The 12,242-nt window shown below is 64.7% G+C and carries 11 protein-coding genes; 6 read left to right on the plus strand and 5 right to left on the minus strand.

Annotation, left to right across the window (positions count from 1 at the left end; translation table 11 throughout):
• Nucleotides 1-97 precede the first annotated feature (97 nt).
• Nucleotides 98-871, minus strand: coding sequence for a hypothetical protein (locus RAK1035_RS15615; RefSeq protein ID WP_008281092.1), 774 nt, complete (start codon nt 869-871; stop codon nt 98-100).
• 1 nt (nt 872) lies between these two features.
• Nucleotides 873-1,268, minus strand: a complete 396-nt coding sequence (locus RAK1035_RS15620; protein WP_008281093.1) for a 6-pyruvoyl trahydropterin synthase family protein — start codon at nt 1,266-1,268, stop codon at nt 873-875.
• Nucleotides 1,269-1,432: 164 nt separating this feature from the next.
• Between RAK1035_RS15620 and mdoH the strand changes: the two genes are divergently transcribed.
• The 6 genes from mdoH (at nt 1,433) to RAK1035_RS15650 (ending at nt 9,010) form a co-directional block, all read left to right on the plus strand.
• A complete protein-coding gene (gene mdoH, locus RAK1035_RS15625; RefSeq protein WP_232279196.1) occupies nt 1,433-3,223 on the plus strand; it encodes a glucans biosynthesis glucosyltransferase MdoH in 1,791 nt (596 codons plus the stop codon).
• Between the two features lie 15 nt (nt 3,224-3,238).
• Nucleotides 3,239-3,841, plus strand: a complete 603-nt coding sequence (locus RAK1035_RS15630; protein ID WP_008281095.1) for a YceI family protein — start codon at nt 3,239-3,241, stop codon at nt 3,839-3,841.
• 113 nt (nt 3,842-3,954) lie between these two features.
• Complete coding sequence (locus RAK1035_RS15635; protein WP_008281096.1) at nt 3,955-5,205, plus strand: sarcosine oxidase subunit beta family protein; 1,251 nt, start codon at nt 3,955-3,957, stop codon at nt 5,203-5,205.
• A 13-nt stretch (nt 5,206-5,218) separates the two neighbouring features.
• On the plus strand, nt 5,219-5,506 hold the full coding sequence (locus tag RAK1035_RS15640; protein WP_008281097.1) for a sarcosine oxidase subunit delta: 288 nt from the start codon (nt 5,219-5,221) through the stop codon (nt 5,504-5,506).
• Complete coding sequence (locus tag RAK1035_RS15645) at nt 5,503-8,457, plus strand: sarcosine oxidase subunit alpha family protein (RefSeq protein ID WP_008281098.1); 2,955 nt, start codon at nt 5,503-5,505, stop codon at nt 8,455-8,457. The genes RAK1035_RS15640 and RAK1035_RS15645 overlap by 4 nt, the downstream gene beginning before the upstream one ends.
• A complete protein-coding gene (locus RAK1035_RS15650; RefSeq protein ID WP_008281099.1) occupies nt 8,450-9,010 on the plus strand; it encodes a sarcosine oxidase subunit gamma in 561 nt (186 codons plus the stop codon). The genes RAK1035_RS15645 and RAK1035_RS15650 overlap by 8 nt, the downstream gene beginning before the upstream one ends.
• A 189-nt stretch (nt 9,011-9,199) precedes the next feature.
• Here RAK1035_RS15650 and RAK1035_RS15655 read toward each other — a convergent pair whose 3' ends face one another.
• From RAK1035_RS15655 to RAK1035_RS15665, 3 genes are read right to left on the minus strand one after another with little or no spacing between them, the layout of a single operon-like run.
• On the minus strand, nt 9,200-10,342 hold the full coding sequence (locus RAK1035_RS15655) for a trans-sulfuration enzyme family protein (protein WP_008281100.1): 1,143 nt from the start codon (nt 10,340-10,342) through the stop codon (nt 9,200-9,202).
• Complete coding sequence (locus RAK1035_RS15660; RefSeq protein WP_008281101.1) at nt 10,339-11,091, minus strand: maleate cis-trans isomerase family protein; 753 nt, start codon at nt 11,089-11,091, stop codon at nt 10,339-10,341. Before RAK1035_RS15660 ends, RAK1035_RS15655 begins: the two co-directional genes overlap by 4 nt.
• Nucleotides 11,091-12,191, minus strand: coding sequence for an anhydro-N-acetylmuramic acid kinase (locus RAK1035_RS15665; protein WP_008281102.1), 1,101 nt, complete (start codon nt 12,189-12,191; stop codon nt 11,091-11,093). Before RAK1035_RS15665 ends, RAK1035_RS15660 begins: the two co-directional genes overlap by 1 nt.
• Nucleotides 12,192-12,242 lie beyond the last annotated feature (51 nt).

Below are 12,242 nucleotides of genomic sequence, written 5' to 3' on the forward strand. Positions count from 1 at the left end.
TTGCATTACGTCTCGGCGTTTCGCCATGGTTGAACACGCGCCACTCGGGCGCGCCTTTATCGTGTGCATATCAGAGATAGACGGCTTTTCAAAAATGTCATGCCCGTTGAACCAGCCCCGGAGGCAGCGCCAAAAGGTCAATATGGCCGATTTCGGCCCAACCATCGGCAAGAACTTGCGCGCGCCGCCCATGCCATGCCTCGGCCCCGGCAAACCCCGCCTCGCCCGCCGCCTGCGCAATGCCCGCCAGCAAAAGATGCTGCATTTCCGCATCTTGCGGCCCCAGCCGCCACGGGCTCGGTGCATAATGCACCTCATAGCCAAGCGCCTCAAAGACCGCCGCCATCACCTTTGCCGCCTCAGGCCCAAGCGCAGGACCAAAGCCCTTGTCGCCCCTCTGGTGGGCGTTGAAACGCGTCGTCACGATCGCGTCATCAGGGTCTTCGGGATGCCAGCGCATCACCCCGTCATAGCTCAGCGCCGCATAAAGCGCAGTGCCAGCCCCCGCCAACCGTGCTGCAAATCGCTCGACCCACGCCCGCGACACCAGATCAAACAGCGCCGACGCGGTCACCATACCTACACCTTCAAGCGGCAGATCCTCCACCCTGGCCAGATCCCCCTGATGGATCACCGCCTCAGGATGCCAGGCTGCGGCCCGCGCCAACAAATCCGCGTCATGATCAAACAGCCGCCAGCCCGCGCCCGTCGCCCGCTCTCCGGCAAAGGCGCGCAGGGTCGATCCCGTGCCGCACCCCAGATCAAGCACCGCCCCATCGGCCAGCGCCACCGCCCGAGCCAACAGCGCCGCATCCCGCGCCGCCCTGTCCGCCGGTTCCCGCAGCGCCAGCCATTCGGGGGCAAACCCCATCTCAGATATCCGCCTCGTACCAGCCGCGCGCCATATGGCTTTCATGCAGCTTCACCCGGATGCGCCGCAACCGCCCCGCATCGCCCAACCCCTCGGACCGGGCAATGTCACGCAGGCCGGTCCAGATGTGATGACACAAAAATTCGGTGGTGGTGAACTTGCCTTTGAATTCTGGCTTGTCATCCAGATTGCCATAGCGCAACGGGGCCAACACCCGCGCCAGAGCGTCAGAGGCAAGGCCAATGTCCACAACCAGCCCGTGCGCATCAATATCTTCAGTGTAAAACGCGGCATCGACCACGAAGGTCGCACCATGCACCCCCTGCGCAGGGCCGAACACTGGATTGGGCAGGGAATGGGCGATCATGATGTGATCGCGAACTTCGACGGCAAACATGGAACTTTCCTTCTTTGAATGGCAGCCGAGACCTAACACGCACCTTGATTGCGTCAAGCCTCAGCACCAAATCGGCGAAACACCGCGCGCACCCGAGAAATTCATTGGACCTGCCGACGCGCCGCCATAACTGTGTGCAGCGAAACCGCATCGAGAGAGTGACCGTGACAGAGTTGACCCCAAGCCGCCCGACCTCCCCCGACGTGACGCCGCTCGCGCCGCGCCTGCGCCGCGCGCCCGCGCTCGCCACCCGCCGCCGCCTTGTGCTGGCGCTCAATGTGGTGACGGTCGCGGCGCTCTTTTCCGCGATGCTCGCACTCTTTCTGCCGCTAGGCATCACTTGGGCGGAAGGCGCGATGCTCACCGCCTTCCTGCTCACGCTTCCCTGGCTCTCAATCGGCCTCTGGAACAGCATTCTTGGCCTGCTGCTTGATTTGCGCCACGGTGCGGGGGCCGCTGCCCATGTCACCCCGGCCCTGTCGCGCATTCGCGGGGATGAGGCCATCACCGCCCGCGTCGCCGTCGTCATGCCCCTGCGCAACGAAGACCCGGACGCCTCCATCGCCCGCCTGCGGCGTCTGGAAGAGGAAATCGCCTGTAGCCCCTATGCGGGGCGCTTCTCCTACCACGTGCTCAGCGATACCGATGACGCCCATGTCGCGCTCAAGGAAGAGGCGCGCATCGCGCAATGGCGCAGCGCACGGCCCACAGCCGCGATCCACTACCGCCGCCGCACCGACAATACCGGCTACAAGGCGGGCAATATCGCCGAGTTCCTGCACAGCCCCGAAGGTGCCAGCGATCTTTTCCTGCCGCTCGACGCCGATAGCGAAATGGGCGCCGATACGGTCTTTCGGCTGATCCGCGTCATGCAGGTCAGCCCCGAAATCGGCATGTTGCAAAGCCTTGTCACCGGCCTGCCCGCGCGCAGCCTCTTTACCCGTGCCTTCCAGTTCGGCATGCGCCACGGCATGCGCTCTTACACGCTTGGCTCTGCTTGGTGGCAGGGCGATTGCGGCCCCAACTGGGGCCATAACATCGTGATCCGCACCACCCCCTTCCGCGAACAATGTATGCTGCCGGTCCTCAAGGGGCGCGGGCCGCTTTCCGGCGCGATCCTCAGCCACGATCAGGTCGAGGCGGTGCTCATGCGCCGCGCGGGCTATGAGGTGCGCGTTCTGGCCGAAGAATCCGAAAGCTATGAGGAAAATCCGCCCAGCCTCGTGGATTTCATCCGCCGCGAACTCCGCTGGATGAATGGCAACATGCAGTACTTCAAACTGCTCTCGATGCCCGGCCTGAAACCTGTGAGCCGCCTGCAACTGGGGCTGGCCATCCTCATGTACATCAGCGCCCCGGCATGGATTGCCTTTATTCTGATCGGTGCCGCCCTCGCAGGCACAGCAGACCAGATCAACGCCATTCCCGCCGCCGCCGGTCTGACACTCTTTGCCGTGCTCATGACGCTCAGCCTCAGCCCAAAACTCATGGGGCTTGCACAGGTGCTCTGCTCTTCCCCGCGCTCTGCGGCCTATGGCGGGCGCGCGCGTGTCCTTTTGGGCGGCCTCGCAGAGATTGTGTTTTCCATGCTCACCTCGCCAGTGGTGGCTGTGGCGCTCACACAATTCGCCATCGGGCTCGTGTTCGGCCAGCGCATCGGTTGGAGCGCGCAACAACGCAGCCGCGACCGGCTCGAATGGCATGAGGCCGCGCGCGTGCTCTGGCCGCAAACCCTGCTTGGCGGCGCGCTTTGCCTGTGGTTCTGGATTCAGGCCCCTTGGGCGCTGATCTTTGGCGCGCCGGTGCTGCTGGCGCTTCTCCTCTCGATCCCGGTGGCGGTGCTGTCGACCCTGCCCCGCCCCAGCCGCTGGTCGCAGGCCACCGGCCTGTTTGACATTCCCGAAGATCGCCGCCCCGCGCTGCAATCCGCCCCCCTCCACGCCAACACCGCCTGACATGGGAGAGACCGCATGACCGCTTTCAGACTGACCGCTTTTGGCACCACACTTTGCACCACCCTCGCGCTTGGCTTGGCACATCCCGCTCAGGCCGCCCCCGCCACATGGACAATCGACCCCGAACATACAGTGGTGGCCTTCACCATCATGCACGCAGGCTATGCCAAGGTCTTGGGCCGCTTTTCCGACATCGAGGGCAGCTTTGTCTACGACCCCGAGACGCAGGAACTGGGCGAGGTGACCGCCCGCATCGGTGCCGCAAGCGTCAACACAGACCACGAAAAGCGGGACGAACACGTCCGTTCGCCTGATTTTCTGGATGCGGGCGGCCATCCGATGATCACCTTCACCGCCACCGACAGCACGCCCACCTCTGAAACAACCGGCACCGTAACGGGCGATCTGACCATTCGCGGCGTGACCCAGCCCGTGACCCTCGACGTGACCCTGAACAAACGCGCCGTCTACCCCTGCTGCCACGGCAAAGAGACGCTTGGCATCTCTGCCACTGCCGAAATCCTGCGCAGCGATTTCGGCAGCACCTATGCCCTGCCCGAGTTCGTGGGCGATGCTGTCGGGATCATCCTCGAATTCGAAGCGATCCGCGCCGACTAGGCATCGCGCGCAATCATTTTGTCACAGAGTCCGATTTGTGACCGGCTTTGACCGAATTCGATATACCATAGCGGCCCTTTTTGCCCGAAATTGGGGCAAAGGAGTCGGATACAATGCGCTATTCAGGATTCAAGGTCATCAAAGAGGCCCTTACCGGCCACCGGGGCTGGGGCCCCGCTTGGCGTGATGCCGCGCCGCAGGCGTCCTATGATTACGTCATCATAGGCGGCGGCGGGCACGGGCTGGCGACGGCCTATTATCTGGCCAAGGAATTCAAGCAGGCGCGCATCGCCGTGCTGGAAAAGGGCTGGATCGGCGGCGGCAACGTGGGCCGCAACACCACCATCATCCGCTCCAACTATCTGCTTGATGGGAATGAACCCTTCTATGAATTCTCGCTCAAGCTCTGGGAGGGGCTCGAGCAAGACCTGAACTACAACGCCATGGTCAGTCAGCGTGGCATCCTGAACCTCATTCACACCGACGCACAGCGCGATGCCTTCATTCGGCGCGGCAATGCGATGATGCTGAACGGGGCCGATGCCGACCTGCTCAGCACCGCGCAGATCGTCGCGCGCTACCCTTTCCTCAACGTGAATGACGCCCGCTTCCCGATCAAGGGCGGCTTGGCGCAGCATCGCGGCGGCACCGTGCGCCATGATGCGGTGGCTTGGGGCTATGCCCGCGCCGCCGATCAGCGCGGTGTGGACATCATCCAGAATTGCGAAGTCACGGGTTTCCGCATCGAGAACGGCACATGCCTTGGCGTTGAAACCTCGCGCGGCTTCATCGGTGCCAAAAAGGTCGGCGCTTGCGTTGCCGGCTCGTCCTCGCGCCTCATGTCCCACGCGGGCATGCGCCTGCCGATTGAAAGCCATGTGTTGCAGGCCTTTGTGTCAGAGGGCCTCAAACCCGTGCTGCCCGGCGTCATCACCTTTGGCGCAGGCCATTTCTATTGTAGCCAATCCGACAAGGGCGGGCTTGTGTTCGGCGGCGACATCGACGGCTACAATTCCTACGCCCAACGCGGCAACCTGCCCGTGGTCGAGGATGTCTGCGAAGGCGGCATGGCGATCTTTCCGATGATCGGGCGCGCGCGGCTCCTGCGCATGTGGGGCGGCATCATGGACATGAGCATGGACGGCTCGCCCATCATCGACCACACCCACATTAAGGGGCTCTATTTCAACGGCGGCTGGTGCTATGGCGGGTTCAAGGCAACGCCCGCCTCAGGCTTTGTCTATGCCCATTTGCTCGCCACCGACACGCCCCATCCCACCGCCACCGCCTATCGCTTCGATCGCTTCGCCAAAGGGCTGATGATCGACGAAAAAGGCATGGGCAACCAGCCCAACCTGCATTGAGGGAGACCGCGCCATGCTGATCAATCACCCCCTCCTTGGCCCCCGCGACGCCAGCGAATTCGTCTACAAAGGCGACGCCGCCCTTATCAACCGCCCCGACCCGGACGCACCCGATGCGCTGGCGCAGTTCATCGACTACGGCTATCTGCGCGACAATCCCGCCGGGGCACATCGCGAACTGTGGTTTCACGAACAGGGCGACCGCTCTTGGCTGGTCGTCACCCGCAACACGCTCACCCATGAAATCACCGCTGTGGAACTGGCCCGCGACGTGGCCCGCCGCGAGGGACGCTCCAAATGACCCAAGTAAATCGCCTCAAGGGCGGGCTGATCGACCAGAGCCGCGCCATCTCTTTTCGCTTCGATGACAAATGGATGAAGGGCCACCCCGGCGATACGCTTGCCTCGGCACTTCTGGCCAATGGCGTGCGCCTGATGGGCCGCTCGTTCAAATACCACCGCCCGCGCGGCCCGCTCTCGGCTGGCTCGGAAGAGCCGAACGCGATCGTGGAACTGCGCGACGGGGCGCGGCGCGAGCCCAACACCCGCGCCACCACCGCAGAACTGTTCGACGGCCTGACCGCGCAATCGCAAAACCGCTGGCCCTCGCTCGCCTTCGATGCGCTCTCGATCAATGACCGCCTCTCCAGCTTCTTTGCCGCCGGGTTTTATTACAAAACCTTCATGTGGCCCGCGGCCTTCTGGGAAAAACTCTACGAACCGATCATCCGCCGCGCCGCCGGTCTGGGATCGCTCAGCCTGCAAGCCGACCCTGACAGCTACGACAAGGGCTATCTGCATTGCGACCTGCTGATCATCGGCGCAGGCCCCGCAGGCTTGGCCGCCGCCCTCACGGCGGGCGAATCCGGTCTCAACGTCATCCTCGCGGATGAAGATTCCCTGCCCGGTGGCCGCCTCAATGCCGAAACCTTTGCCATGGGCCAGCAGCCCGGCCATGACTGGGCGGCAGAAACCGCCGAACGGCTGGCCGCCCTGCCCAATGTGCGCCTGATGACCCGCACCACCGTGCTCGGGGCCTTCGATCACGGCATCTACGGTGCGCTGGAACGGGTCAGCGATCACCTGCCCGTCCCCCCCGAGGGCAAGCCGCGCCAGATCCTCTGGCGCATCTATTCCACCCGCGCCATTCTCGCCGCCGGGGCCACCGAACGCCCCATCGTCTTCGAGAATAACGACCGCCCCGGCATCATGATGGCAGGCGCGCTGCGCGCCTATGCCAACCGCTGGGCCACCACCCCGGCGCAAGAGATCGCCGTCTTCACCAATAATGACGACGGCCATCGCACCGCGCGGGATCTTCTGGCCAAGGGCGTCACCGTCACCGCAGTGATCGACACCCGCCCCGATGCGCCCAAAGGCACCGGCTATGAGGTGATCGCTGGCGGCACCATCACCAATACTTCAGGCCGCCTTGGCCTGACCAAGGTCGAGGTGACGGACGCGCGCGGCAATCGCCGCAGCGTGACCTGTGGCGCGCTTGGCGTCTCGGGCGGCTGGAACCCCAACGTCAGCCTCACCTGCCATCAGCGTGGCCGCCCCACATGGAACGCGGATATTCACGCCTTCGTGCCCGGCGGCACCCTGCCTCAGGGCATGGTGGTTGCGGGCGCGGCCAACGGCCTCTTCTCGACTCATGCCGCCCTGACCTCGGGGGCCGATATCGCCGCCCAGATTGCGGCCGACCTTGGCCACACCGCCACGCGCCCCGATCTGCCGCAGGCCGAGGATACACCGCTGGCGATCACCCCCTTCTGGCATGTGCAGGGGGCCAAGCGCGCCTGGGTCGATCAACAAAACGACGTGACCGCCAAGGATATCAAACTGGCGCATCAGGAAAACTTCACCTCCGTCGAACATCTCAAGCGCTATACCACGCTTGGCATGGCCACCGATCAGGGCAAAACCTCGAACACCGCAGGCATGGCGATCATGGCCGAGGTGGCGGGCAAATCCATCCCCGAGGTGGGCACCACCATGTTCCGCCCGCCCTATACGCCCACCGCCATCGGCGCCTTTGCGGGCCGCGCGCGCGGCAAGGATTTCCGCCCCACCCGCAAAACCCCCAGCCATTTCTGGGCCGAGGAACAGGGCGCTGTCTTTGTCGAGGTCGGCATGTGGCTGCGCGCCCAATGGTTCCCGCGCGCCGGCGAAACCCATTGGCGACAAAGCGTCGACCGCGAGGTGCTGCAAACCCGCGCTTCCGTTGGCATCTGCGATGTGACCACCTTGGGCAAGATCGACGTGCAGGGGGCCGATGCCGCCGCCTTCCTCAACAAGATCTATTGCAACGCCTTCGCCAAACTGCCCGTCGGGCGCGTCCGCTATGGCCTCATGCTGCGCGAGGACGGGATTGCCATGGATGACGGCACCGCCGCGCGTCTGGCCGAGGATCACTTCGTGGTGACAACCACCACCGCCAACGCGGTCACGGTCTATCGCCACATGGAATTCGTGCGCCAATGCCTCTGCCCCGACATGGATGTGCAACTCATCTCCACGACCGAGGCTTGGGCGCAGTTTTCCGTCGCAGGCCCGAATGCCCGCAAACTGCTGCAAAAGGTGGTGGACCCGGAATTCGACCTCTCGAACGATGGCTTCCCCTTCATGGCCTGTGGCGAGATCACCGTTTGCGGTGGCCTGCCCGCGCGCCTCTTCCGCATCTCCTTTTCGGGCGAATTGGCCTATGAAATCGCCGTGCCCACGCGCTATGGCGATGCCATGATCCGCCGGTTGATGGAGGCAGGGCGCGAGTTTGACGTGGTGGCCTATGGCACCGAAGCACTCGGCGTCATGCGCATCGAAAAGGGCCACGCGGCTGGCAACGAACTCAATGGCACCACCACCGCCCTCAATCTCGGGATGGGCAAGATGGTCTCGGCCAACAAGGATTCCATCGGGGCCGTGCTCTCGCGCCGCGACGGTCTCAATGCACCGGACGCGCTGCGCCTTGTCGGCCTGCGCCCGGTAGACCGCTCCAAACCCGTGCCCGCAGGCGCGCATCTGATGACCAAGGGCAGCCCGGTCGATGCCGCTCATGATCAGGGCTATGTGACCTCCGCCTGCTACTCGCCCAATCTCGGGCATTCCATCGCGCTGGCCTTCCTTAAATCCGGCGATACCCGCATGGGCGAAACCCTGCGCCTTGTGTCCCCCCTGACCGGCGTCGAACATGACGTCGAAGTCGTCAGCGCCCATTTCGTCGATCCAGAAGGAGAACGCCTCCGTGCATGATCTCATCGCCATCACCCCGCTCGGGGCGACCCGTCCCCGTATCGACAGCCACGGCCCCGTGACCCTGACCGAAGTCACCGACCGCGCCTTGGCCTCTGTCGCCGCCCGCTTTGGGCATGAGGCACAGACAAGCGCGCTCATAGCCGCCCTGATCGGCACCCCGGCCCCCGGCCCGGCCCGCATGGGCGGTGACACACTCACCGCCTTCTGGATGGGACCGGATCAATGGATGCTGTCAGCGCCTATTGAAACCCACGAGGATTTGGCCAAGCAGGTCAAGGCGCAGGCCAAAGGGGCCGCAAGCGTCACGGATCAAACCGGCGCATGGTGCCGCTTTGACCTCAGCGGCGATGGGCTGGCCGATGTGCTGGAACGCCTCACCAACGCCAATACCCGCGCCTTTACGGGCGGCGAGGCGCAGCGCGCCGCGGTCGAGCATATGGGCTGCTTCCTCTTGTGCCACAGCCCGCGCCATATTTCAGTGATCGGCCCCCGCTCCTCGGCGGGCTCCCTGCATCACGCGCTCCTGACCGCGATCCGCTCGGCGCACTAACCCCATCCCGGGCTCGACCCGGGACCTCTTGCCACTCTGCACCACCCCGTCCCGGGCTCGACCCGGGACCTCATAGACGAAAAGCAAGCCCCCCCGGCTCAAGGCCGGGGCGTGTCCTCCTTAGGGGCCGTCCCGGGCCTGACCCGGGACCTCACTCAACCCCCTCAAACAACCCAAGAAAAACCCAGCCTACCCCTCCAACGCCTGCGCCAGATCAGCCATCAGGTCGCCCGCATCCTCGATCCCCACGGAAAACCGCAACAGCCCCTCGGGAATGCCGGTATGCGGCTCGATCGTGTGGCGATGCTCCACCAGGCTCTCGACCCCGCCTAGCGATGTGGCGCGCTGGAACAGCTGCAACCGGCCCGCCACCTCCAGCGCCCGCTCCCGCCCACCCGCCACCACGGCAGACAGCAAATAGCCATAGCCGCCACACATCTGCCGCGTGGCAATGGCATGGCCCGCATGGCTGGCCAATCCGGGGTAAAACACCGTTTCAACCTTCGGATGCTCCTCAAGATACCGCGCCACCGCCAGCGCATTCTCGCACATCCGCTCCATCCGCAGCGGCAGCGTCCGCATGCCGCGCATGAGCAGCCAGGCCTCGAACGGCCCCATCACCGCGCCCGCATCATGCCGGTCTGTCGCGATCTCTTGCCACATCGGATTGCCCGGCTCGCGACACGACAGCACCCCCGCCAACACATCCGAATGCCCGTTGAGCGCCTTGGTGCCCGAATGCATGACAATATCCGCGCCCAGGTCCAGCGCCCGCGTCAGCACCGGCGTCGCCGCTGTGCCGTCAACCACCAATAGCGCCCCTGCCTTATGCGCCATGCCCGCCGCCGTGGCGATCTCGACCGTTTTCAGCCACGGGTTTGACGGCGTCTCGATCCAGACCATATCTGCCGAGGATCGGCATGCCGCCGCCAGCGCCGCCGGGTCCGCCGCGTCAATCTCATCAAGCAGGATGGCACGCCGCACACAATAGGCCCGCACCCACTTCAACGTGCCCCAGTAAATGCCATTCTGCATCACCACCCGCGCGCCACTGGGCAACGCCCGAAACACCGCCGCCACCGCCGCCATACCGCTGGGAAAGAGCAGCGTCGCCGCCGCACCCTCGAGTTGCCGGATCACCTCTTCCGCCTGCCGCACCGTATCATTCTGATCGCGCCCATAGATATTGTCGGGCCGCAGCAGGGCATAATCGGCCCCCCGCGTATAGGTCGTGGCCAACGAAATTCCCGGCACCACGCCCGCCGTGGCACTGTCTTTGGCCCCCGCTGCCTGCGCGGCGATTGTTGCGGGTTTCAGCGGTTCGTTCTTCATGCGTCGATCTTTCCATAGTCCATCGTGAATAACCGCCCAGGCCCCCATCCCAGTGCCCCAGCCCCGGCCCGCCGCAGCATATCCCAAAAAAGCGCCTGATTCGAGGTCACGACCGGCAGGCCCAATTCCGCCTCAACCGCGTCAATCACCCCATAGGTGCGTAAATTGGTGCAACTGGCAAAAACCGCCTCAACCCCCGGCACGCGCCCTGCCTCCAGCATCGCACGCCGCGTGCTTGTTTCAGCAATCCGCGCGACGGTCCAATCCTCTTTCTGACCGAAACTAACCGAATGGATCACCTCGATCCCCGCCGCGCCAAGCGCCGCCGCCATCGGCCCGCTGACCTCGCGCACATAGGGCGTCACCATGGCGATCCGCCGCACCTGCAACCGATGCAAGGCCGCGATCACCGCACTCAGCGGGTTCGTCACCGGCACGCCCGGATGCGCCAGATTGATCAACCGCGCCACCTCGTCCGATCCGATGATCGTCGCTCCCGACGTGCAGGCATAGGCCACCGCCCGCAAATCGCGTGGCAAGAGCGCCGCCGTGCGCGTCATCTCGGGCGCCATGCTGGCCAGATCCTCGGGCGTCACATCGGCCTTCGCCGGAATACGCGCATGCATCAGGTTCACATCGCGCCCCGCCAGCACCATCCGCGCCTCATATTCCACCGTCTCATCCGTGCTGAGCATGATCATGCCCAGCCGAAGCCCCGCCCCCGCGCCCTCATCTAGATCGTACTGCATCACACCCCCTCCACCCGGCTGATTGTTCCACCCGAAACTGCGGCCCGCACCCCCGTGGTGCTGGCACAAGAGGTGGGCAACCCCCGCGCCACCCGCACCGCCAGATAGGCAAAGGCCTGCGCCTCCAGCATATCGCCATCCAGCCCCACCGCCTCGACCGGCTCCACCGGGCAATCAAGGGCGGCACGCAGCATCTGCATCATCACGCGATTATGCCGCCCGCCCCCCGTCACCAGCAATCGCACCGGCGGGCGCGGGCAATGCTCCATGCCGCGCAACACCGCCGCCGCCGCCATTCCGGTCAATGTCGCCACCGCATCGGCATCGCCCAACTCTCCCACCAATCCGATCATGTCGGCAAATGTGTCCCGGTCCAGTGACTTGGGCGGCATGCGCAGAAAATAAGGCTCGTCCAGAAACAGCTCCAACGCCCCCTGCGCCACTTCCCCCTGACGCGCCAAGGCGCCATCACGGTCAAACGCCTCGCCCCGCCGCGCCAGCATCAGATCGTTGATCGGCGCATTGGCAGGCCCGGTGTCAAAGGCCAGCACCGCCCCCGCCTCTTCAGGCCGCGCGAAACTTGGATCAACCCAAGTGATATTGCCCACCCCGCCAAGGTTCAGAAACGCCAGCGGCTCCGTCGCCCCGATCCATTTGGCACAGGCGAAATGGAAAAACGGGGCCAGCGGCGCGCCTTCACCGCCCAGCCGAACATCCGCGCTGCGAAAATCCCAGACCACCGGCAGGCCCAGCCCCTCGGCCAAACGCGCCCCATCCCCCAGCTGATGCGTGCCCCGCCCGCGCGGCTCATGCGCCAAGGTCTGCCCGTGAAACCCCACCAGCGCCGCGCCGTCAAACCGGCTCAAAACCTCCAGATGCGCGCTCTCAACCAGCGCTTGTGCCTCCGCCAAATCTTCGCCCGGCCACTTGCCCAACGCCGCCGCCAACACCGTTTGCTCCTCGGCGGAATAGGCACGATAAGCGCTTGGGCCAAAGGCATAAATTGCCGCGCCATCAGTCTCGACCATGGCCGCATCAACCCCATCCAAAGAGGTGCCCGACATCGCCCCCAACGCCCAGAGGCGCTCCGCCTTCAACATGGCCTTTTCCTTTGCCCACCGACTGCATATACATGCCGCGCAAACCAAGCC

The sequence above is a fragment of the Roseovarius sp. AK1035 genome, assembly GCF_003288315.1.
In the GTDB taxonomy this organism is placed as follows: Bacteria; Pseudomonadota; Alphaproteobacteria; order Rhodobacterales; family Rhodobacteraceae; genus Roseovarius; species Roseovarius mucosus_A.